Annotated in this window: 22 protein-coding genes; 14 read left to right on the forward strand and 8 right to left on the reverse strand. The window is 70.4% G+C overall.

The annotated features are described in order from the left end of the window. The first annotated feature begins 10 nt into the window (after nt 1-10). The gene (locus tag ACIBO2_RS42045) at nt 11-1573 is read left to right on the forward strand and encodes a phospholipase D family protein (protein WP_397303970.1); all 1563 of its coding nucleotides are present in this window, start codon (nt 11-13) and stop codon (nt 1571-1573) included. An 86-nt stretch (nt 1574-1659) separates the two neighbouring features. Beyond that, nucleotides 1660-2172: a GNAT family protein gene (locus tag ACIBO2_RS42050; RefSeq protein ID WP_358549975.1), complete on the forward strand. Its 513-nt coding sequence runs from the start codon at nt 1660-1662 to the stop codon at nt 2170-2172. Nucleotides 2173-2288: 116 nt separating this feature from the next. On the opposite strand, the gene ACIBO2_RS42055 is transcribed toward ACIBO2_RS42050, so the two are convergent. The 6 genes from ACIBO2_RS42055 to ACIBO2_RS42080 all read right to left on the reverse strand — a co-directional run bounded on the left by ACIBO2_RS42055 (nt 2289) and on the right by ACIBO2_RS42080 (nt 6987). Further along, complete coding sequence (locus tag ACIBO2_RS42055; RefSeq protein WP_397303971.1) at nt 2289-2903, reverse strand: alpha-ketoglutarate-dependent dioxygenase AlkB; 615 nt, start codon at nt 2901-2903, stop codon at nt 2289-2291. 273 nt (nt 2904-3176) lie between these two features. Continuing rightward, nucleotides 3177-3704, reverse strand: a complete 528-nt coding sequence (locus ACIBO2_RS42060; protein WP_397303972.1) for a CGNR zinc finger domain-containing protein — start codon at nt 3702-3704, stop codon at nt 3177-3179. Between the two features lie 79 nt (nt 3705-3783). Continuing rightward, entirely contained in the window at nt 3784-4758 is a 975-nt protein-coding gene (locus ACIBO2_RS42065; RefSeq protein WP_397303973.1) for a hypothetical protein, read from the reverse strand. Between the two features lie 5 nt (nt 4759-4763). Continuing rightward, on the reverse strand, nt 4764-5765 hold the full coding sequence (locus ACIBO2_RS42070; RefSeq protein WP_397303974.1) for a hypothetical protein: 1002 nt from the start codon (nt 5763-5765) through the stop codon (nt 4764-4766). 95 nt (nt 5766-5860) lie between these two features. Then, the gene (locus ACIBO2_RS42075; RefSeq protein ID WP_397303975.1) at nt 5861-6223 is read right to left on the reverse strand and encodes a DUF2203 domain-containing protein; all 363 of its coding nucleotides are present in this window, start codon (nt 6221-6223) and stop codon (nt 5861-5863) included. Nucleotides 6224-6294: 71 nt separating this feature from the next. Then, nucleotides 6295-6987: a GntR family transcriptional regulator gene (locus tag ACIBO2_RS42080; RefSeq protein WP_397304034.1), complete on the reverse strand. Its 693-nt coding sequence runs from the start codon at nt 6985-6987 to the stop codon at nt 6295-6297. A gap of 88 nt (nt 6988-7075) precedes the next feature. On the opposite strand from ACIBO2_RS42080, the gene ACIBO2_RS42085 reads away from it, so the two are divergent. The 7 genes from ACIBO2_RS42085 to ACIBO2_RS42115 all read left to right on the forward strand — a co-directional run bounded on the left by ACIBO2_RS42085 (nt 7076) and on the right by ACIBO2_RS42115 (nt 14100). Next, nucleotides 7076-8383, forward strand: coding sequence for an MFS transporter (locus tag ACIBO2_RS42085; protein WP_397303976.1), 1308 nt, complete (start codon nt 7076-7078; stop codon nt 8381-8383). Nucleotides 8384-8483: 100 nt separating this feature from the next. Continuing rightward, a complete protein-coding gene (locus ACIBO2_RS42090; protein WP_397303977.1) occupies nt 8484-9446 on the forward strand; it encodes an SPFH domain-containing protein in 963 nt (320 codons plus the stop codon). Nucleotides 9447-9574: 128 nt separating this feature from the next. Beyond that, the gene (locus ACIBO2_RS42095) at nt 9575-10186 is read left to right on the forward strand and encodes an RNA polymerase sigma factor (protein WP_358549959.1); all 612 of its coding nucleotides are present in this window, start codon (nt 9575-9577) and stop codon (nt 10184-10186) included. Then, nucleotides 10183-10971, forward strand: coding sequence for a zf-HC2 domain-containing protein (locus tag ACIBO2_RS42100; protein WP_358549957.1), 789 nt, complete (start codon nt 10183-10185; stop codon nt 10969-10971). Before ACIBO2_RS42095 ends, ACIBO2_RS42100 begins: the two co-directional genes overlap by 4 nt. Then, nucleotides 10971-11807: an ABC transporter ATP-binding protein gene (locus tag ACIBO2_RS42105; RefSeq protein ID WP_358549955.1), complete on the forward strand. Its 837-nt coding sequence runs from the start codon at nt 10971-10973 to the stop codon at nt 11805-11807. The genes ACIBO2_RS42100 and ACIBO2_RS42105 overlap by 1 nt, the downstream gene beginning before the upstream one ends. Nucleotides 11808-11941: 134 nt before the next feature. Next, nucleotides 11942-13348, forward strand: coding sequence for a hypothetical protein (locus ACIBO2_RS42110; RefSeq protein ID WP_397303978.1), 1407 nt, complete (start codon nt 11942-11944; stop codon nt 13346-13348). Nucleotides 13349-13488: 140 nt separating this feature from the next. Beyond that, nucleotides 13489-14100 (forward strand): hypothetical protein, encoded by a 612-nt coding sequence (locus ACIBO2_RS42115; RefSeq protein WP_358549952.1) that lies wholly within the window; start codon nt 13489-13491, stop codon nt 14098-14100. On the opposite strand, the gene ACIBO2_RS42120 is transcribed toward ACIBO2_RS42115, so the two are convergent. Further along, nucleotides 14080-15381, reverse strand: coding sequence for an MFS transporter (locus ACIBO2_RS42120; protein WP_397303979.1), 1302 nt, complete (start codon nt 15379-15381; stop codon nt 14080-14082). The genes ACIBO2_RS42115 and ACIBO2_RS42120 overlap by 21 nt on opposite strands. A gap of 257 nt (nt 15382-15638) precedes the next feature. Between ACIBO2_RS42120 and ACIBO2_RS42125 the strand changes: the two genes are divergently transcribed. After that, nucleotides 15639-16346 (forward strand): hypothetical protein, encoded by a 708-nt coding sequence (locus ACIBO2_RS42125; protein ID WP_357951519.1) that lies wholly within the window; start codon nt 15639-15641, stop codon nt 16344-16346. Between the two features lie 93 nt (nt 16347-16439). Here the strand turns inward: ACIBO2_RS42125 and ACIBO2_RS42130 are convergent, their stop codons facing one another. Further along, a complete protein-coding gene (locus tag ACIBO2_RS42130) occupies nt 16440-17462 on the reverse strand; it encodes a LacI family DNA-binding transcriptional regulator (protein WP_357951517.1) in 1023 nt (340 codons plus the stop codon). 148 nt (nt 17463-17610) lie between these two features. Here ACIBO2_RS42130 and ACIBO2_RS42135 point away from each other — a divergent pair, with 148 nt between their 5' ends. The 4 genes from ACIBO2_RS42135 to ACIBO2_RS42150 are packed head-to-tail and all read left to right on the forward strand — an operon-like array spanning nt 17611 to nt 22035. Further along, nucleotides 17611-18891 (forward strand): extracellular solute-binding protein, encoded by a 1281-nt coding sequence (locus ACIBO2_RS42135; RefSeq protein ID WP_358549948.1) that lies wholly within the window; start codon nt 17611-17613, stop codon nt 18889-18891. Further along, a complete protein-coding gene (locus ACIBO2_RS42140) occupies nt 18888-19850 on the forward strand; it encodes a sugar ABC transporter permease (RefSeq protein ID WP_358549946.1) in 963 nt (320 codons plus the stop codon). The genes ACIBO2_RS42135 and ACIBO2_RS42140 overlap by 4 nt, the downstream gene beginning before the upstream one ends. After that, a complete protein-coding gene (locus tag ACIBO2_RS42145) occupies nt 19847-20665 on the forward strand; it encodes a carbohydrate ABC transporter permease (RefSeq protein WP_358549944.1) in 819 nt (272 codons plus the stop codon). The genes ACIBO2_RS42140 and ACIBO2_RS42145 overlap by 4 nt, the downstream gene beginning before the upstream one ends. Nucleotides 20666-20667: 2 nt before the next feature. Then, nucleotides 20668-22035 carry a glycoside hydrolase family 5 protein gene (locus ACIBO2_RS42150; protein ID WP_397303980.1) on the forward strand — a complete coding sequence of 456 codons (1368 nt, stop codon included), beginning with the start codon at nt 20668-20670 and terminating at the stop codon, nt 22033-22035. Nucleotides 22036-22091 lie beyond the last annotated feature (56 nt).

Below are 22091 nucleotides of genomic sequence, written 5' to 3' on the forward strand. Positions count from 1 at the left end.
CCGGGAGCGGATGCAGATCCAGGACTGGTTCCTCACGGACCAGGAAAGAGGAAATCCGGCGTCCAGGCTCGACGCCTGGTCGACGGGTAACGACGTACGCCCGCTGATCCACGGCGCGACCTACTTCGCCGAGCTGAAGACCTGCCTCGAGGCGCTGCGCGAGGACGACTTACTCCTGTTCGCCGACTGGCGCGGCGATCCCGACGAGCGGCTCACCGAGGACGGGCCCTCCGTGGGCGACGCGATGGCCGCCGCCGCGCACAAGGGCGCGCTGGTCAGAGGGCTCATCTGGCGTTCGCACCTGGACCGGTTACGCTTCAGCTCGGCCGAGAACCGGCACCTGGGCGAGGCGATCGAGGCCGCGGGCGGGCAGGCCGTCCTCGACACGCGGACCAAGCCGGGCGGCTCGCACCACCAGAAGTTCGTCATCCTCCGTCATGACGGCGATCCGGTCGCCGACGTGGCCTTCCTCGGCGGCATCGACCTGTGTCACAGCCGCCGGGACGACGCCGACCACCTCGGCGATCCGCAGCCGTGCCCGATGCCCGGCGAGTACGGCCGGCGGCCCCCGTGGCATGACGTCCAGGTCGCCATCCACGGCCCCGCGGTGGCGGAGGTGGAGAAGGTGTTCTGCGAGCGGTGGGAGGATCCCGCGCCGGAGACCAGGGATCCGATCAGGCGGCTGCGCGACCATTTCGCCAGGATGGACGACGTTCCTCCGCTGCCCGAGCCGGGGCCGCCGCCGCCCCCTGCGGGCACGCACACCGTACAGATCCTGCGCACCTATCCCGCCAGGCGCAGCGCCTACCCGTTCGCGCCGGAGGGCGAGCGGAGCGTGGCGCACGCTTACCAGAAGGTGCTCGGCCGGGCCCGTTCGCTGGTCTACCTGGAAGATCAGTATCTGTGGTCCACGGATGTGATCGAGCCGTTCGCCGAGGCGCTGGAGCGCGAGCCCGGCCTGCGGATGGTCATCGTGGTGCCCCGCCACCCCGACCAGGACGGCTGGCTGGCCGGGCCCGCGAGCCTGATCGGCCGGGTCCACGCGCTGAACCGGCTGCTGCGGGCGGGCGGCGACCGGGTCGCCCTGTACGACCTGGAGAACCATGAGGGCACCCCCGTCTACGTGCACGCCAAGGTCTGCGTGGTCGACGACGTGTGGGCCTCGGTCGGGTCCGACAACGTCAACCTGCGCTCATGGAGCTACGACTCGGAGCTGAGTTGTGCCGTACTCGATGAGCGGGAGGATCCGCGCGAGCCGCACGGCGCCCGGCGGTTCGCCCGCGAGCTGCGCCTGACGCTGATGGGCGAGCACCTGGACCTGCCCGAGGACGGCGCGGATCGCGACGAGCTGTGCGATCCCGTGGCCGCGTTCGACGCCTTCGCCGACGCGGCGGCGCGGCTCGAAGCCTGGCACGCCGGCGGCCGTAAGGGTCCGCGACCGCCGGGGCGGCTGCGGCCGCATTCCTACCCCGAGCTGCCCCGGGTGCGCGGGCTGCTCGCCACGCCGCTCTACCGCCTGGCGGTCGATCCCGACGGGCGGCCTCCCGCGCTGCGGAGATCCAGGACTTTCTAGCGCTCGCCGCTGTCTTAAGGCCACCCTCCGTGATCACTCGGTGGCGCGCTCCCCTATCCTGTACGGCTCTGAGGAAGGGAACCCGAGTGAACGTGAGCCTGCGCCCGGTCCGTGCGGCGGACCTGGATGTGTTCGAGGAGAATCTGGGCAACTCGAAGGGGACCGGCGAGCAGCAGTGGTTCGGCCATCGCACCCTGCACGCGATGCGCGAGGAGTTCGCGGTGAGCGGGCTGCTGAGCCCCGAGGGCGGCTATTTCACCATTGACGCCCGTGGTGAGGTGGCCGGGTGGATGCACTGGTTCCAGCGGCTCTGGGGTCCGCGGCACACCTCCTGGTGCTGGTCGCTGTCCATCGTGATCTTCCCGCGCCACCGCGGCAAGGGGGTCGGCAGCCGGGCGCACCGCGAGCTGGTGACGTACCTGTTCGACCACACCCGGGCCGAACGGATCGAGGCCATCACCGATGTCACCAACCTCGCCGAGCAGGGCGCGCTGGCCAACGCCGGGTTCGAACGTGAAGGCGTGATCCGCCGGGCCCAGTGGCGCGGCGGGAGCTGGCACGACCAGCTCCTGTATTCGGTGCTGCGGCCGGAGAAGTGATCACGCGAGCTCCCGCAGGCGGCGGTGCACTGTCGATCCTGCGCCAGTAGATCAAGCAGCACAATCAACCGCTCTGAGCCGAGGGGACGCCAGTCCGCCTAACGCCTTTCCGGCTCTCAGCGCACGCCGCGCGGCCTGAACTGGATGCTGATGCGCGGCCCGGTGGGGCGAGTGGTCTTGGGGATCGCGTGCTCCCACGTGCGCTGGCAGCTGCCGCCCATCACGATGAGGTCGCCGTGCCCCAGGTCGTGACGGATCGAGGCGCCGCCGCCCCGGGGGCGCAGCAGCAGCGGGCGCGGGGCGCCGACCGAGATGATCGCGACCATGGTGTCCTCGCTGCCGCCCCTGCCCAGGGTGTCGCCGTGCCAGGCCACGCTGTCGCGGCCGTCGCGGTAGAAGCAGAGCCCGGCCGTGCGGAACGGCTCCCCGAGCTCCTTGGCATAGCGCTCGTTGAGCGCGCGCAGGGCGTCGTCGAGCGCCGGGTCGGGCAGCGGCTCGTCCTCGTCGTAGAAGGCGAGCAGCCGCGGCACGTCGACGACTTTGTCGTACATCCGGCGTCGTTCGGCCCGCCACGGCACCACCTCGTACAGCCGGGAGAACAGCGCGTCGGCCTCCGCCAGCCAGCCGGGCCCGAAGTCGATCCACGCCCCGCGCTCCAGAGGCGTCCGGCGGATCGCCGAGCCGACGAGCTCGTCGGCTCCCAGCAGAGAAGCTTGGAAAACAGCCGTCATGGCATCAAGTGTAGGCGATCGTTCAAACATTCATTCGATTAGGTCCGCAGACCGGCTGCGCCCGGCCGTGACGGCCGGGCGCGCGGCTCGTCGTCCCACCCGCCCGGTCTGTACGGCACGCAGCCCGTACAGACCGGGGCGGCCACGCAGGCCGCCGATCCCCACGGGTCCAGTATCGGGCATCCCCGCCCGTCACGCCTGTTACCACGCTGCCCGTTGGCGCCCGTTACCCGATATGTCGGCTATCGACGCCGCCGCTTGCCGCCGTGTCGGTCAGGTGCGGCCGCGGTGGGCGGCGACGCGTTCGCGGGTGGCGCAGCGGGTGCTGCAGTAGCGCCGCGGGCTGCCGCCCCCCAGGTCCAGGTACGGCCGGCGGCAGGCGGCCGAGGCGCACAGCCCGCCCGGCATTCGCTGGTGATCGGCCAGCAGGACGGCCAGCGCCAGGGCCGAGGAGGCCAGGAACCACTCCCCCCACGGCGCGTAGTCGTCGCCGTCCACGTGCAGGTGCCACGGAGTCGTGTCCCCGTGGTTCGTCAGGCGGGGCGCCCGCGCGGCCGTCGCCAGAAGATCGTTCAGCCGGGCGGCCGCCAGGTCGGGGCCGGCGGCGGCGAAGACGGCGACCAGCCGCTCCGCCGCGGCCCGCATCGCCGCCAGGTCGGCCTCGCCCAGGTCCAGGTCGCCGGTTTCGCCGTGGTCGCGCAGCACCCGCGCGACGGACTCCGCCGACGACTCCTCGTGCAGCAGCGCGACGCACAGGGCCACGGCCCGGGCCGCCATCGCTTTGGTCGAGTGAACCGCCACGCCAGCAGCGTATGCCCGCGGACACGGAAACGGCGGGGCTCCCCCAGCCCCGCCGTACCGCGTCGAACCTGACGAGAGCTCAGCCGCCGCAGGCCGCGAAGACGTAGCTGTCCTTCAGGAGCGAATAGTGGTCCCGGACCTTGACGGCCCCGGTTTCGGTGTCGATCTGGACGATCGCCATCTTGTTCGCCTTGCCGTCGGGGTACTGCACGAGGTGCAGCGTCACCTGCCGTTCGCCGGTCCAGTCGATCATGTTGAGGTCGCCGGCCGGCAGCTTGACCTTCCGCTTGGCGATGACCTGGTCGCTCTGCATGTCGTACAGGACGAGCCGGGACTTGGCGCCGCCCATGACGACGTTCGCGGTCGTCCGGCCGTCGGCCGCGAGAGCCGACGGGGAGTTCGCGGCGACGATCTGCGGCGGCGTGGCCCGGTACAACTGCTCGCCGGACTCGCTGTAGGCGATCAGGTCCGTGACGGACTCGTCGGCGGAGACCTCGGTCAGCAGTTCGCCGCCGTCGGCGCTGAAGCCGAGCAGCGTCTGCCGGCCGGGCGTCGAGCCGAGCAGGGCGCCGGTGGCCGTGTCGAAGATCCGCGTCTTCACCGCCTTGTCGGTGGCGAAGACGGCCGCGAGCCGGCCGCCGTCGTCGGAGAGCTGGAACGTCACGTCGTACTGGGCCACGCGCGGCAGCGCGTCCTTGGCGAAGACCTTCACCCCGCCCCCCATGGTCCGTACGGCCAGCCGCCCGGACTTGGTGAAGTACGCGACGCGCCGGCCGTTACCGCTGACGGCGATGGGCGCGACCTGGGTGTGCGACGACTTGCCGTTCGCCTCGCGGGCGATGGTCTCGGCGTCGGGCAGGGAGCCCTTCTCCCCGCTGTGCATCATCAGCCGCCACTCACCGCACGGCCGCTGCTCGCCCTTGACCGTGCAGCCCTTGATCGAGGCGTAGCGGATGCCGTCGTGGTGGTCATGTGGCATGGCCTGGGCGGCCTGAGGCGCGGTCACCAGGGCGGCCAGCCCCGCCGCGATCGCCACGGCGATCCTGATCTTCATCGTCGTCACTCCCCCGCCACTCTGAAGGCGTACCTGGTCTTGCTGATCGAGTACTTGTCCGTCTGCGTGGCGGCGCCGGTCTCCGTGTCGACGGTGAACTCCCGTACCACCGCCGTCGAGCCTTCGTCACCTGTCTGCACGAGCACCGTGAGCCGCCCGTCCGCGCTCCACTGGGCGAGGTACAGCGTCTGTGCCGGCTTCAGCGCCAGATCCACGCCCGCGGAGAGGTCCCCGGTCTCCAGGTCGTAGATCCGCAGCCGAGGGGCCTTCTTGGCTTCCTCGTCCCCGGAGATGATCACCGCGACGGTCTTGCCGTCGGCGGCCAGCGCGGTCATGGCGGAGTTCGCCACGACCTGCGACGGCGTGCGCCTGACCGAGGTGCCGTCGGCCCGGTACGCGATCAGCGTGAGGGTGTTGTCGCGGTTGAAGCGCTGGGCCAGCACCTCGCCCCCGTCAGCGCTGAAGCCGTTCATCGAGTCCTTGGCGGGCAATTCGACGATCTTGCCGGTGGCGATCGTGACCACCTTGGACGGGACGCGCTCCTTCTCATCGGTGGAGTCGACCAGCAGCCTGTCCCCCTGGGGCGACAGGTACAGGCTGAGCGGGCTCGTCCCGTACCGCTTGGGCACCAGGGACGCGGCCAGTACCTTGACCGCTCCGCCCGCCGCCTGCCGTACGACGATGCGGTGGTCGCCGGCCCGCTCGTAGGCGATCACGCGGCCGTCGCCGCTGATGGCGAACACGCCGGCGTCGTCGAGTTTCCTGCCCTTGCCGTCGATCTCGGTGGCGGCGGCGTCCTTGACGGTGAGTTTCCCGCCGTCACGCGTGATCAGCTGCCAGTGGCCGCAGGGGTAGGTGGTCTCGTTCTTCTTGTCGGTGCAGGTCTTGATCCAGGCCGCCCGGACCTGGGAAGGGCCTGCTTGGGCGTGCGCGGCGGGGGGAGTGATCCCCAGCCCGCCGATGACCGCCGACGCGAGGAGCGCGGCGGTCACTGAGGTGTACCTCATGGTGGTGTTCCCTTCACTCGTCCGGTTAGATACCGGCGGAGTGAAACGGGTTGATCACAGGTGAGACACATTCATGTGCCCTCCAGGACAGGGAGTCAGCGCAACGGGCGGCGGCCCGCGAAGCCCAGGTCCGTGCGGTGATACCAGGTCAGCTCGGTCTCGCCCTCGATCCAGCACAGGCGTACGGACACCCCGTCGAGCACGGCGGGAAAGTCGATGAGGACCGGCGCGATCCCCTTCACTTCGATGCCCTGCCCGGTCCAGGTGCTCAGGATCTCCTCGATGCGCGCCTCGATCGCCTTCATCTCGGGGATGCCGCCCAGCGTGGATACGCCGGCGTTCTCGCGGTCGAAGGCGATCTCGGCCAGGTCGGCGCGGGCGGCGATCAGCACGCCGGCGTCGTCGATGACCGACGGCATGAGCGAGCGCGCCTCATCGAGGGTGAACGTCCTGGCCATGCCCGAACGCTATCGGGTGGGCAAGGGATCCGGCGAACGCCACCGGCTGGGCGCGTAGGCGCTCGGCGCCGTCACCGGTTGGGCTCGTAGGCGCGCACGAGCAGCTGTTCGGCGTCGTCGAGGTAGGCGTCGAGGAAGGCGGCGGCCTCGTCCGGCCGGTCGGCCTCGAGCAGCTCGAGGAGCTTGCGGTTGCGGGTGACGAACGGCTCGTGGAAGGCGCGCGGATTCTTCATGACGTGGAAGACGAGCCGCAGCTCGGCCAGGAGCTGGCGCATCGCCTCGTCGAGCCGGGGGCTCTGGTTGAGCGTCACCAGCGCCTGGTGGAAGCGGATGTTGGCGGTGCCCACGCCGCGCCAGTCGTCGTCGGCGGCGGCCCGCTCGGCGTCGGCCACGGCCTCCCTGATCACGGCCAGCTCCTGGCCGCTCGGGCGGCGCCGGACGGCCGCGCCCTCGATCACCCGGCGTACGCGGTAGAGGTCCGCGACGTCCTCGGCCGACAGGATCCGTACGAACACGCCCCTGTTGAGCCGGTGGTCCAGCAGCCCTTCGTGGCCGAGCAGCCGGAACGCCTCGCGCAGCGTGTTGCGCGACACGCCCAGCGCGTCCGCGATGGCCTCCTCGGACAGGCGCTGACCTGGCTCGAAGAAGCCCTCGGTGACACGGTCGCGCAGGATGTCGGCCACCCGCTCGGCCGTGCTGGCGCGGCCCAGCCTGGACCGGTCATGTTCGAGATCCGCAAGAGGGCTGTCCGCCACGTCGTCCACAGTCAACAGGGAATCATCCAACAAACCTCTTGTCGAATTGTTCAACGATCCTTATGTTGATAGGAACCCCCTGATCGAAGGAGCGACGATGACAGGCTCCACGCGGCAGACCCGGCGGGTGATCCTCGCCAGCCTGATCGGCACCTCTTTGGAGTGGTACGACTTCTTCCTTTACACGACCGCGGCGACGCTGGTCTTCGGCAAGCTGTTCTTTCCCACCTTCGACCCGCTCAACGCGACCCTGCTGGCCCTGACGACCAACGCGGTCGCGTTCGTGGCCAGGCCGCTCGGCGGGATCGTGTTCGGCCACTTCGGCGACCGCGCGGGCCGCAAGACCGTGCTGGTCGTGACGCTGCTGGTGATGGGCGTCTCGACGTTCCTCATCGGCGTGCTGCCCGGCTACGACAGCGTCGGCGCGCTCGCGCCGGTCCTGCTGGCCACACTCAGGTTCATACAGGGGCTGGGCCTGGGCGGCGAGTGGGGCGGCGCGGTCATCATGTCGCTGGAGCACGGCGACGACCGCCGTCGCGGCTTCAACGCCAGCTGGCCGCAGGTGGGCGTGCCCGCCGGATACGTGCTGGCCACCGGGACGCTGGCGATCCTGTCGTTCACGCTGTCGGACGCGGCGTTCCTGTCGTGGGGCTGGCGGGTGCCGTTCCTGCTGTCGGGCGTGCTGGTGCTGGTCGGGCTCTGGGTCCGGCTGAAGGTCACGGAGTCGCCGCTGTTCACGGAGCTGGCCCAGCAGGGCGCCAAGGCGAAGATGCCGCTGCTGGAGGTGCTGCGTACGCACCCGCGCGCGCTGCTGTCGGCCTTCACCGCGCGCATCGGCGTGGACGTGGCCTTCTACACCTTCACCGCCTACATCCTGGTCTACATCACCGGCCCGCTGAAGCTGGAGCGCTCGGTGGGGCTGAACGCGGTGCTGATCGCGTCCGCGCTGCAGCTGGCGCTGATCCCGCTGTTCGGCGCGCTGTCGGACCGGATCGGCCGGCGGCCCGTCTACTTGGCGGGCGTCATCGGCGCCGCGGTCTGGGTGTTCGTCTTCTTCCCGCTGCTCGACACCAAGTCGTTCCCGCTGATCGCCCTGGCCGCGATCGTCGCGCTCATCACCCACGCGGCGATGTACGGCCCGCAGGCCGCGTTCATCGCCGAGCTGTTCAGCACCAGGCTGCGCTACAGCGGCGCGTCCATGGGATACCAGGTCGCCGGGATCGTCGGGGGCGCGCTGGCGCCGATCATCGCGCTGAAGCTGTTCGCCGCGTACGGCACCACGACGGCGGTCTCCCTCTACGTGGTGGCCGCGCTGGCCGTCACGGCCGTCGGCCTGGCCATCGCGCCGGAGACCCGCGACCTGGACATCACCGCCGACCCCGGCGACATCGCGCAACGAGTCTGAACGCCCTACCTTCGGCCGGAAACCGTCGGCCGTACCTCCGCAAGTCTGCCGCGAAATGCGCGGGCGGTGGCTGCCACCGCCGCCCGCGCGGGAGGTCTCCGTGCGCATCACCCTGTCGGTCATCCTGGTCCTCGCCGCATTGCTCGCGATCCCCACCGTCATCGGGGCGATCGGCGGCCTGGAGAGCACCGAAGGCGGGAAGATCGCCGTCGTCCGCGACGGCGGCTGGTTCGACGACAACCAGGTACGCCAGGTCATCGACCCGGGCTCCGGCCTGACCTGGACGGGCATGTGGTCCTCCGTCCACCCCTATCCCGCGCAGCAGCGCTTCTACACGATCACCGCCGACGCCAAGCGCGCCACCACGCTCGGCGTGGACGTGGTGACGGTGCCGAGCAGCGACGGCGTGAACCTGGGCATCGAGGGCACCCTGTACTTCACGCTCAACCTCGACCACGACACGCTGAAGAAGTTCGACGACAAGTACGGCACGCGCACGTACCGCGCCCAGAACGGCGAGTCGCCGGCCGCGTGGGACGGCGACGACGGCTGGTCGGCGTTCTTCGGCCAGGCCGTCCGCCCCGTGGTGGACAACGCGCTGCGCGGGCAGCTGGGCAACATGCGCTGCGCCGAACTCGTCCCCTCCTGCTCCCTGCTGGCGAACACCGCGCTCAAGGACCAGGGCGCCGACACCAAGACCCAGGACAGCAACACGAACATCACCAGGGTCCAGAACGCCGTCAACGCCACCCTGGCCCGGGACCTGCCCGAGACGCTGGGCGGCGAGTTCTTCACCGGCCTGCGGTTCACCCTGGCCAAGGTGACGCTGCCGGTGGAGGTGCAGCAGGCCGTGGACAAATCGCTGGCCGCCAACGCCGCCGTCTCCGAGGCCCAGGCCCGGGTGGCCCAGGCCAAGGCCGAGTCGGCCGCGAACCAGGCCCGGCAGGAGGGCTACGACAAGTGCCCGGCCTGCGCCGAGATCGACAAGCTCAAGTCACTCCCCCAGGGCATCACCGTCTACGCCCCGGGAAACCCGCAGTCCATCGTGGTCCCGGCCCGCTGAGTTGGTCCCGGCCCGCTGAGTTGATCCCGGTCCACGCAGTGATCTCGGCCCGCTGAGTGATTCCCGGCCCGTTGAGTGATCTCGGCCCGTTGAGAACCGTCCGGGCACTCGTGTGCGATAGCTGAGGTGTGAAACGGTTCCACCTCAGCTGGCGCGAGCCTCCGGACGTCACCTCCGACAGCACGGACGCCGAGTTGATCGCCGCGATCGCCGCGGAGAGCGTCACGGCGCTGCGCCTGCTCCACCGCCGGCACGCCCCCTGGCTCAGAACCCGGCTGGCCCGCCGCTGCGCCGACCCCGACGCGGTGGACGACGCCCTGCAGGACACCTTCCTCGCGGTATGGAAGGCGGCGGCCCGCTTCGACGGGGGCAACGCGGCGGGCTGGCTGTGGACGATCGCGCTGCGCCGCCTCGTCTCGGCCCTGCGCGGCCGCGGCTCCCACCGGTTCGGCCCGCACCGGTTCGGCAGCGGGCCGGTCGACGGGCGGGCCCTCGATGAGCGGGCCGTCGAAGAGCACGCCATCGCGTCGGCCGAGGACGTCGCGCTCCTCGGCGTCGAGCACGGGGACCTCGGCGCCGCCCTCAACCGCCTCTCGCCGGAGCTGCGCGCGGTCATCCAGGCGACCGTTCTCGACGGGCTGACCGTCAAGGAGGCGTCCCGGCTGCTCGGCGTCCCGGAAGGAACCATCAAGACCCGGGCGATGCGGGCGCGGGCTCGGCTCAGGGAGGAACTCGCATGAGCTGGCACATCACCGACGATCTCATGGACGCCTACCGGTCAGGCGGGCTCGATCCCGCCCGGGCGATGTCCGTGGACGCGCATCTCGGCGGCTGCCCGGACTGCCGGGCGGCGGTGCCGTACGAAGAGGACTGGCTGCGGGACTCATGGCGGCGGCTGGAGGCCGAGGTGCTCAGCCCGCGCCCGTCGCCGATGGAGCGGCTGCTGCGGTTCTGCGGCGTCCCCCAGCACGTGGCCAGGCTGCTGACCGTCACGCCGACGATGAGCGGGGCATGGGTCGCCGCGGTGGTCGCGGCGCTGACGTTCGCGGTGCTCGCGGCCAGAGAGTCGGCCACGTTCCTGCCGCTGTTCCTGGCCGTCGCGCCGGTACTGCCGCTGGCCGGGATCGCCCTCGCCTACGGGCCGCGGGTGGATCCGGTGCACGAGTCGCTGGCCGCGACCCCGCTGTCGGGGGCGCGCCTGCTGCTGATCAGGGCCACCGGCACGCTGGCCGTCGCCGTGGTGCTGGCCGCGGGGGCGTCGCCGCTGCTGCCCGCCCCCGCGTGGCTGAGCGCCGCGTGGCTGCTGCCGTCGCTCGCCATGACGTCCTGCTGCCTCCTGCTGTCGTCGCGGCTGCCCGTGCCGCTGTCCGCGCTCATGACGGGCGGCCTCTGGCTCCTGGGGGTGGCCGCCGTCGGCGGCGCCACCGGTGACCTGCTCGCCGCCTTCGGGCTCGCCGCGCAGATCGGGTACGGCTGCGCGGCCCTGCTGATGTCCCTACGCCTCTACTCCAAGGTGACCGCCTGATGCTCCATATCCGTGACCTGACCAAGAAGTACGGCCACAAGCAGGTGCTCGACGGGCTGACCCTGTCCGTCGGCCCCGGCGTGACCGGCCTGCTCGGGCCGAACGGCGCGGGCAAGACCACGCTGCTGCGCTGCCTGGCGACCACGCTCTCCTACGACAGCGGCCACGTCGACGCGTTCGGCCTGGACCCCGCGCAGGCGACCCAGCGCACCGCGCTGCGGCGCAGGCTCGGCTACCTGCCGCAGGACCCGGGCCACTACCCGCACTTCACCGCGTTCGACCTGGTCGACTACGTGGCGATACTCAAGGAGCTGACCGACAGGCGGCACCGCCACAGCGAGGTGCGGCGGGTGCTGGCCGAGGTGGACCTCACCGACCAGGCCAGGACGAAGGTCCGCAAACTGTCCGGCGGCATGCGTCAGCGGCTGGCCCTGGCCCAGGCTTTGCTGGGCGAGCCGGAGCTGCTGATCCTGGACGAGCCGACCGTGGGCCTGGACCCGGAGCAGCGGATGCTGTTCAGGGCGCTCGTCTCCCGGCTCGGCGAGAGCCGTACGGTGCTCCTTTCCACCCACCAGACGGAGGACGTCGCGGCGCTCTGCGAGCGCGTGGTCACTATGGCCCGCGGCCGCGTCGTCTTCGACGGAACCCCGGGCGGGCTGGCCGCCACCGCGGCCGGGCAGGTGTGGTTGTCGGACCGGCCGCCGACGGAGTCGCGGCTGTTCTGGCGCACCGCCGACGGCCGCTACCGCACCCTCGGCGACCGCCCGCCCGGGGCCGAACCCACCGATCCAGGTGTGGAGGACGGCTATCTGCTGCTGATCGGGGAGGCCGCGTGACCGACCGACGATCCATTGACGGGAGCGGCCACACGACGGCGCGACTGTCCACTGACGGCAGGCGCCGCACGACGGCGCGGCTGTCCTCTGGCGGAAGCGATCACATGTCCGAGCCCGCTGACAGAAGTGGCAGTATGACCGGGCAGCTTTTCCGGGTCGAGCTGCGCCGGATGGCCAGGCATCCGCTGGTGTGGGGCATGGCCGCGCTGGTCCTGGCCGTGCAGCTGCACCTGAGCCGGGATCAGCAGCCGGACCGCACCGTCGATCCGGTCCACGCCGCCGGGATCGCCGCCTGCCTGGCCGGGGCGCTGCTCGTGGTGGCGAGCCTGGCCGTGTCACGCGACGGGCGGCATCGGATGCCGGAGCTTCTCGCGGGTCTGCCGGGGCGGGCCGAGGTGCGTACCAGGGCGGTGCTGTTCGCGGCCATCGTGGTCTCCGTGGTGGGACAGGCGCTGGTCGTCGGCGGCTACCTGCTGGTACGGGCGCTGAGCGGGCCCGCCGGCGGGCGGCTGGACGTGTTCGAGCCGCTGACCGCGCTCGGCGTCGGCGCACTGGCCGCCACCCTCGGCGTGGCCGTGGGCCGATGGTTCCGCTGGCTGATCGCGGGGCCGGTGGTCGTGGCCGGGCTGGGGTTGCTCATCTTCTTCAACACCAACCCCGGCACCTGGTGGCTGCCGGTGATGCAGACGCACTGGATGGACTGGCCCGACCGGCCGACCGGCCCCCACCTGGTCTACGTCCTGGCCTTGGCCGTGCTGGCGGGCCTGGTCGCGCTGCTGCGGCACGGGCGCCGGTCGGTAACGCTCGTCGCGGCCGTGGTCGCGCTGGCCGTCGCGGTGCCCGCGGGGGCCACCGCGGCGGCGGTACGGCCCGTGGCCCTCTTCCCGACCGGAAGAACGCTGACCATTGACGACGTCGACACGCGCGTGCGGGAGAAGTACTTCGGCCGGGACGCCTACCGGTGCGAGCGGCGTGAGGGAGTCCGCTACTGCGCCTTGTCGGACTACGCGTCGTGGATCCCGCTGTGGGCCGGAGTGGTCGCGCCCATCGTCCGCGCCGTGCCACCGGGCGCGCGCGATCGTGTTCCCCTGGTGAAGCAGTACACCTCGACCTGGTGGTACACGGATGAAGATCGGGTCGCCATCGCGCCCATGGCGTGGGGCGCGTCTGACCAGCGCAAGCTGCTGGCGCAGAGCGTCGCGCTCGACATCATCGACGACTTCGACAACGCGTGCGACGCGCGTGGACAGGCCCGCATGGTCGTCGCCCTCTGGCTGATGGGGCAAGCCTCGGCGATGGCCCTCCCTCAGGAAACCCTGAACATGGACGGGCGCACGGCCGTACGCTCCCTCATCGACTACGGGGACAGCGAGATCGGATACGCCAAGCTCCTGCTCCAGTCCTCCGGCGCCCGGGAACGCGTCTGGGCCAACTGGGACACGCTCATGCGCCCCGCCACCACCGTCGAGCAGGCGCTTGCGCTGCTCGGACTCCCCCAGCGCTACCCGATCACCAAGCCGAAAGGGACCCCATGTCGATGACCGCGCGAAGAATCGCGCCCACGCCCGGAACCGCGCCTCCACCCACGCCCGGGACCACGTCTCCGCGCGCGCCTGGGACCGCGCCGACAAGCCCGCCGACGACCTCGCCGGCAACCGTGCCGAGGACGGCGCGGCTCGCGGTGTCGCTCCTGCTCCTGCGGCCGCTCGTCCGGGCCATCGACTGGGCCCCACTGGCGGTGGTCACGCTCTTCACCGCCGGGCTGGTCACGCTGGCCGACTTCGGGCAGCCGCTCACCAGCGCCATGGGGCTCATCCTGCTGCGGATCTCCGGCACGCTCCTGGGCTCCGCCGCCGCCTTCGCGCTGGTCGACGCCATGTCCGGCGGCCCGGAGCCGGTGCCACACCGGCTGCGGCAAGCTCAGCGGTGCCTGCTCGCCGGCGGCGTCGCCGTCGCCGTCTGGCTGGGCGCCTTCGCCTACGTGCTGTCGAGGCTGCCGGAGGAGACCCTGTTCCCGGTCGGGGACATGCTGATCGAGGTGGGTGTCTGCCTGGGCATCGGGCTGGCGGCCGCGGCGACCGCCGTCCGGTACGCCGCCGGACGGCAGGCCGCCATGGCCGCCGTGGTCGTGCAGCTCGTTCTGGTGCTGGGCACGATCCTGCTGCCGCCGGAGGTCAGGCTGTGGCCGCCGACGTGCGGGTTCGGTCATTGGGACGAGGCGCACCGGTTCTGGCTGTTCGCGTTGCCGGTGCCGTACCTGTGGCTGGTGGTGTCAGGCCGTGACCTTCGGTGACTCGTCGGCGCGGGGACGGCGCCAGGAGCCCTTGAAGGCGGCGATCGAGAGCAGGAAGACCACCTGGCAGGCCAGCGCCACCCACAGCCAGGTTCCCCACCCGCCGCCGGCCTTCACCACCATCGGCGAGATCACCAGCAGAGCCACGATCATGACCCGGACCACCATGCCCCACAGGCCCAGTGCCGCGCCCTGGAGCCGGGAGTCGACGTCTTCGGCGTCCTCGGAGAAGTTCGCCATCCAAGGGACGTAGGCGACGCCCAGGACCAGGAACAGGATCGCGTAGACCAGGGTGACGTGACCGACCGTGGCGCTCGTACCGACGAGGCTGATGAAGTAGGCGAGCGTCGCGACCGTCAGCACGATGCCCACGGCCGTGAACGGCTTGCGCAGCTCCAACCGGTCGGAGATCCGGCCGACCACGATGACGGCCAGCGCGTTGAGCAGGATGCCCAGGGCGACGACGCGGTTGGCCTCGGCGGTCTCCATCCGGAAGGAGTCGGCCAGGATCGTCTGACCGAAGATCGCGAAGGTCCAGTAGAGCACCTGCCAGCCGGTGTTGCCGAGCACGTGGGCCCAGAGGTGCGGATGCCGGAACAACTCCTTCACCTTGCCCGGATCGATCTTCTCCTCGGAGACCACCGCCTCTTCCTGCCGCATGATCTGCGCCCGCAGGGCCGCCGACGGCTCGGCGATCTGCCAGACGATGATCCCGCACAGGATCAGCGAGACGACGCCCATGATGATCGCCTGTGACTGCCAGGCGTTGCCGAACATCGGCAGCGTGAAGCCGGCGATGAACGAGGCGAGGAAGGAGGCGCCGACCGGCCCCCAGGTCCAGAACGCGAACGCCTGCGCGCGGCCCAGGCGCGGCGAGAAGTCGCGGACGAGCGAGGCGGTGATGGTGATGCCCGCGCCCTCGATGAACAGCATCAGGCAGCGCACCGCGAACAGCTCGCCGACCGAGTCCACGGTGGCCAGCAGGAAGTTGCAGGCCGCGGTGACGGTCAGCGTGGGCACCAGGATCGTGACCCGGCCCCACCGGTCGGACAGGATGCCGCCGAACCCGGCCGACAACCCGCCCACCAGCACCGAGACGGCGGCGATCTGCCCGTAGACCGTCAGGGACATCTTCAGGTCGTCCAGCAGCAACGGCAGGATGGTGGCGATCGTCGTCTCGAAATTGGCCACCAGACTCGCCAGCACGGCGATCGCCAGGAGCCAGACCCGTCGGCGGCCGACGGGGTACACGCTCAACTCGCGGACATAGAACGGCTTCATTACCCGGTCCTTAGGGGACGGTGCGTGACTGTCGCTCTAGAACGCGTTTCTAGTTGCTGTTGAGTTTGCCGCTTTATCCAGATAAGTCAAGATTTGTGGCTATCACGATGTGATCTCGGTCACACAGCCAGCGTTGTGATTGAATCGCGGCCATTTCGCAGAACACGGGTCCCTTTATAGGCATAAACTGCGCGCCTGTGAGCCTGCCTGTACGTGAACGTTCCCCCCGGCCGGGCGGCGGTCGACACCGCCGTCCCGTGCCCACGTCCCTGCCGCCGGACGCCCCTGTCCTCGTCCTCGCGGTGCCGGGCAGCACCTCGGGCGTGGCAGCGGAGATCGCGGCCGTGGTACGCGTCGACAACCCTCAGATCGAGGTACGCCTCACCAGCGTTACCGATCTTGCCGATTCGCTCCCCTCGGGGCGCGAGTCGATCGTGGTGCCGCTGCTGACCTGGGACGATCCGATCGTCCTGGCCGAGATCGGCAAGGCCGTCGCGGCGTCCGGGTCGAACGCGGTCGTGACGGAGGCGCTCGGCCCGCACCCGCTGCTGGCCGAGGCGCTGCACATCAGGCTGGCCGAGCGCGGCCTGGCCAGGGCCGACCGGGTCCGGCTGCTGAACGTCTCCAGCCCCGTCGACGCCATCATCCTCGGCACGGTCGGCGGCGAGCGGGCCGTGCACGCCGTCCAGGCGACCGCGGTGCTGCTCGCCTCGCGGCTCACGCTCCCCGTGGTCGCCGCCTCCCTCGACAGCGATCCGGGCGTGCCGGTGGCGGCCGAACGGCTGCGGGCCGCCGGCGCCACGCGCCTGGCCATCGCCCCCTGCCTGATCGGCCACGAGGCGTCGGCGGAGGTGGTCGAGCAGGCCGCCACGGCGGTCCGCGCGGGCCACTCCGAGCCGCTCGGCGCGCACAGCGCGGTGGCCGAGCTCGTCGCGCGGGCTTACGGAAGCCAGCTCGCGACCTGACAACGCTGTCGATCCGACAACGCTGTCCGGGCCGCCGCGGACCAACCGCGGCGGCCTGAACGCATGATCCGAGCCGCCCGGTGCGGGCGGCTCTCAAGCCTCGGGCTTGACCAGTGCCGCCGTGCTCTCGCGGACGATGAGGTCCGTGGCCAGTTCCACGCGTCGGCTCTCCGGGGCCTCCCCGCGCTTCATGGCCAGGACCGTGCGCGTCGCCAGGGCGGCCATCTCCTGCAGCGGCTGGCGGACCGTGGTGAGCGGGGGCCAGGCCGACTTCGACAGCGGCAGGTCATCGAAGCCGACGACGCTCAGATCTTCGGGTACGCGCAGACCGCGCTGGCGGGCCGCCTCGAAAACGCCGAAGGCCATGAGGTCGCTGCCCGCGAAGATCGCCGTCGGCGGGTCGGGCAGGGAGAGCAGGGCATGGCCCTGGTCGTGGCCGGAATCGACCAGGAAGGTGCCTCTGCGGATCAGCGTGGGGTCCACCTCGACGCCCGCGGTCTCCAGCGCCGCCCGGTAGCCGTCGATGCGCGCCTGGCTGCAGAGCATGTCGCCCGGCCCGCTGATCATGCCGACCCGGCGATGGCCCAGCTCCAGCAGGTGGCGGGTGGCCGCCAGGCCGCCGTGCCAGTTGGTGGCGCCCACCGAGACCACGCCCGGCGCCGGCTCGCCCTCCGGATCGACCACCACGAACGGCAGTGAACGGGCGCTCAGCTGCGCCTGGACCCCGGTCGAGAGCTTGGAGGCCACGACGACCACGCCGTCCGTCCGCCGCGAGGCCAGCCGGTCCAGCCAGTCTCTGCCGGGTCCCGCGTGGGTGTGCAGGACCGACATGACGACGCTCGCCCCCGCGTCGCGGGCCGCGGACTCGGCGCCGCGGACGATCTCCATCGCCCACGGTGACTCGATCTCGGCGAACACCAGGTCCACCAGGCCCGAGGGCGTGTCGTCCTGGCTGGTGCGCCGCTGGTAGCCGTGCTCGTGCAGCAGCCGTTCGACGCGGTGGCGAGTCTCTGGGGCCACTTCGGGACGGCCGTTGATGACCTTGGACACCGTGGGGATCGAGACCCCGGCCTCCTCGGCTATCAGGGCGATCGTCACCCGCCTCTTCGCTGGCATGAGCCGGAGTCTAACCGAAACTTTCGGCCCTGAGTCGGGATCACCTCCACGATGGCTATTGACGCATTACAGAGAGGTTACTTATGCTCCGGGCAACGAAATTATCGGGGGTTTTACGAAACTTTCAGCAGCGGAGAAGGGAACCCCTATGAGGCGCAGTCTCGTACTGGTCGCCACGGCCTTACTCCTCGCCGGCTGCGGCGGTGGCGGGACCGCGGAGCCCGCACAGAACGGCAAGCCGGCCTCGGCCGCGAAAGTGACGCTCGAATGGTGGCACTTGTCGACCTCCGAGCCGTTGAAGACGCTCTGGGCGACCAGGGCCAAGGAGTTCCAGGCCGCGCATCCCAACGTCACCATGAAGCTCACCGTCCTGGAGAACGACGCCTACAAGGCCAAGATCACCACGCTCACGCAGTCGGGCAAGGCGCCCGACCTGTTCGCCACGTGGGGCGGTGGCGTCCTGAAGCAACAGATCGACGCGGGCCTGGTCAAGGACATCACCAGCGACGTCGCTCCTGTCCTGGACGGCTTCACCAAGGCGTCGCTGGCGGCCTACCAGTTCGACGGCAAGACGTACGCGCTGCCGACCGACATCGGGATGGTCGGCTTCTGGTACAACAAGCAGCTCTTCGCCAAGGCGGGCATCACCGCGCCGCCCGTCACGTGGACGCAGTTCCTGGATGCCGTCAAGAAGCTGAAGGCGTCGGGAACCACCCCGATCGCGCTGGCCGGCAAGGAGAAGTGGCCCGGCCACTACTACTGGGCCTACCTGGCCATGCGCATCGGCGGGCTGCCCGCCCTGCAGCAGGCCGGGGTGGACCACGACTTCACCAAGCCCGACTTCGTCGCCGCCGGCCAGCAGCTCAAGGCGCTGGTCGACCTGCAGCCGTTCCAGAAGGGCTTCCTGGGCGCCGGCTACGGCACCCCTGACGGCCAGGCCGCGACCATGTCCAACGGCAAGGCCGCGATGGAGCTGATGGGCCAGTGGGCGCCGAGCGTGCAGGCGTCCTCGGGCAAGGGGCTCGGCGACAACCTGGGCTTCTTCCCCTTCCCGACGGTCGACGGCGGCAAGGGCGCGATCACCGAGGCGTTCGGCGGCGGCGGGGGCATCTCGGTGGGCGCCGACGCGCCTCCGGAGGCGGTGGAGTTCGTGAAGTTCATGACCGAGAAGGGCAATCACGCCAAGGCCGTCGAGGCCGGAGGGGTGCTTCCCGTGCTGAAGGGCGAGGAGAGCGCGGTCAAGGACGCCAACCTGAAGGTGGTGGCCCAGTCGCTGGCCTCCGCCACCGGCTTCCAGCTCTTCCTCGACCAGGCGTACCCGCCCGCGGTCGGCCAGGAGGTCAACGACAGCGTGGCGCAGCTCATCGGCGGCACCAAGACGCCCCAGCAGGTCGTCGAGGCCATCACGGAAGTGGCCAAGAGCGAATGACGACGCTGACCCGGGGGCCGGCGACGTCCACGCTCCCGGCCCCCGCCTCCCCCTCCCGGGGGCGGCGGCGCGGCTGGGTGACGATCGCGCTGTTCGTGCTGCCCGCGCTGGTGCTGTTCCTGCTGCTCGTCGTGGCGCCGATCCTCATCGCCTTCTACGCCAGCGCCTTCAAGTGGAACGGCTTCGGCGGGCTGCCGACGAACTTCATCGGGCTGGACAACTTCACCCGGCTGTTCGGCACGGAGGTCTTCCGGGACGACGTCTGGCACCTGGCGGTCCTCGTCGTCCTGACCGTCGTGGTGCAGTTGCCCATCGCGCTGGGCATCGCCATGCTGCTCAACCAGCGCATCCGCGGGCGGACGCTGTACAGGCTGGTGTTCTTCGCGCCGTACGTGCTCTCCGAAGTGATCACCGGCGTGCTGTTCTCACTGATCCTGTCGCCGGACGCGGGGGTGGCCAACCGGATCCTGGGCCTGGTCGGGCTGAACTCCGACTGGCTCGCCGATCCCGACACCGTGATGCTGTCGCTCTTCCTGGTCATGACGTGGAAGTACTTCGGCTTCCACATGATGATCTACCTGGCCGGGCGGCAGAACATCCCCGACGAGCTGATCGAGGCCGCCCAGATCGACGGCGGCACTGCGTGGCGGGTGTTCTGGCACGTCACGCTGCCGTTGCTGGGGCCGACGATCAGGATCAGCGTATTCCTGTCGGTCATCTACACGATCCAGCTGTTCGACCTGGTCTGGATCCTCACCCAGGGTGGGCCCTCGCACTCCTCGGAGACGATGGCCGTCACGATGTTCGAGTTCGGGTTCAAGCGGTCCCAGGTCGGCTACGCCAGCGCGATCAGCGTGGTGATGTTCGCCCTCAGCCTCGTCTTCGCCCTCGCCTACCAGCGCTTCGTGATGCGCCGCGACCTCGAGGGCGCGACCACCAGGATGGGAGACCGCCGATGAGACGGCAGACGCTGCCCCTGCACGTGATCGCGTGGATCGTCGGCGCGTTCATCCTCATCCCGGTGATCTACGCGCTGCTCGGCGGCTTCAAGAGCACCGCCCAGCTGTCGGTCAACCCGTTCGGCCTGCCCGACCCGTGGGTCCCGGCGAACTACACCGACGTGCTCACCCAGGGCTCGTTCTGGCGGCAGCTGTGGAACAGCACGTTCATCGCGCTGGCCTCGACCGTGCTCGTCGTCGCGCTGTCGGCGCTGGCCGCTTTCGTCTTCGCCAGGTTCGCCTTCCGCGGCAGGGAGATGCTGTTCACGCTGTTCACGATGGGGCTGATGTTCCCGTTCGCGGTGGCGATCCTGCCGATCTTCGTGCTGCTGCGTACGTTCGGCCTGCTCGACAGTCCGCTCGGCGTGATCCTGACGCAGGCCGCCTTCGGACTGCCGCTGACGATCCTCATCCTGCGCGGCTTCTTCAGGAGCATCCCCGGCGAGATCGAGGAGGCGGCCACCATCGACGGCTGCTCGGCCTTCGGCTTCTTCTGGCGCATCCTGCTTCCGATGGCCCGGCCCGCGCTGGCCACCGTCTCCGTCCTGGCGATCGTCGGGAGCTGGAACAACTTCATGCTGCCGCTGGTCGTCTTCAGCGACGAGTCCGGATGGACGCTGCCGCTGGGCATCCAGCAGTTCCAGGGCCAGTACAGCACCGACACCGCCCGGATCCTCGCCTACCTCGTCCTGGCCATGGTGCCCGCACTCGGGTTCTACGCCATCGCCGAACGCCACCTGATCGGTGGCCTTACCGCTGGTGCCACGAAAGGGTGAACATGCTGCAGGTGTCCGGAAGCCGGCTCGTCACCGCCGACTCCACTCCGGTACGGCTACGCGGGGTGGGACTCGGGGGCTGGCTGAACATGGAGAACTTCATCACCGGCTACCCCGCCAACGAGACGGCGATGCGCGAGGCCGTACAGGGGGTGCTGGGCGAGGATCGGGCGGAGCTGTTCTTCGAGCGGCTGCTGACCTCGTTCTTCACCGAACAGGACGCGGCGCTGCTGGCCGGGCTGGGGGTGAACTGCGTGCGCATCCCGGTCAACTACCGCCGCCTCGAAGCCGACCAGCGGCCCTTCGAGGTCATCGAGCACGGCTTCCGCCACCTCGACCGGGTGGTCGACCTGCTCGGCTCGTACGGCGTGTACAGCGTCATCGGCCTGCACGCCCTGCCCGGCGCGCAGAACCAGCACTGGCACTCCGACAATCCCACCCATGTCGCCGCGTTCTGGAACCATCGCCACTTCCAAGACCGGGCCATCCACCTCTGGGAGGCCATCGCCGACCGCTACCGCGAGCACCCGTGGGTGGCCGGGTACAACCCGGTCAACGAGCCCGGCGATCCGAGCGGCAAGGTGATCGGGCCGTTCTACGACCGGCTGGTCAAGGCGATGCGCGCCGCCGATCCGCATCACGTGCTGTTCCTCGACGGCAACACCTACGCCACGGACTTCTCGATCTTCCGCGAGGTGTACGGGAACACGGTCTTCGTCTGCCACGACTACGCCCTGGCCGGGTTCGCGCACGGCGGGCCGTACCCCGGCTACACCCGCGGCGAGTGGTGCGACCGGAAAGAGCTGGAGCGGACCTTCCAGAAGCGGTCCCGCTTCCAGCGCGCCACGGGGACACCGCTGTGGGTGGGTGAGTTCGGGCCCGTCTACACCGGCCAACCCGAGATCGACGAGCAGCGCTACCGGATCCTGCGCGACCAGCTCGACATCTACGACGAGCACGGGGCCGGCTGGTCGCTGTGGACGTACAAGGATGTGGGGCTGCAGGGGCTGGTCCACGCGGCGGGGCCGTACCTCGACAGGTTCGGGGCGTTCATCGGCAAGAAGGGGCGGCTCGGCGCGGACCGGTGGGGCTCCACCATGGAGGAGTCGGCCGACGTCCTGGCGCCGCTGCACACGCTGCTCGACACCGAGGCGCCCGGCTGGGCTCCCTATCCGTGGGGGGCGCGATACCAGGCCGACGACCTGATCAGGCACATCCTCATCGCGCAGGCGATGCTGCCCGAGTACGCCGAGTTGTTCAGGGGGTTGTCCGACGACGACGTGGTGGAGCTGGCCGACTCCTTCGCTCTGGAGCAGTGCGTACGACGGCAGCCGCTGCTCGACCTGCTGGCCGCGAACCTGGGCAAGTAACCTGGGGCGCCGTCTTCTGAGGCTGCCTTCTGGCGACACGGCTGTGGCGTCACGCG

It is taken from the genome of Nonomuraea sp. NPDC050022 (assembly GCF_044460705.1).
GTDB lineage: Bacteria > Actinomycetota > Actinomycetes > Streptosporangiales > Streptosporangiaceae > Nonomuraea.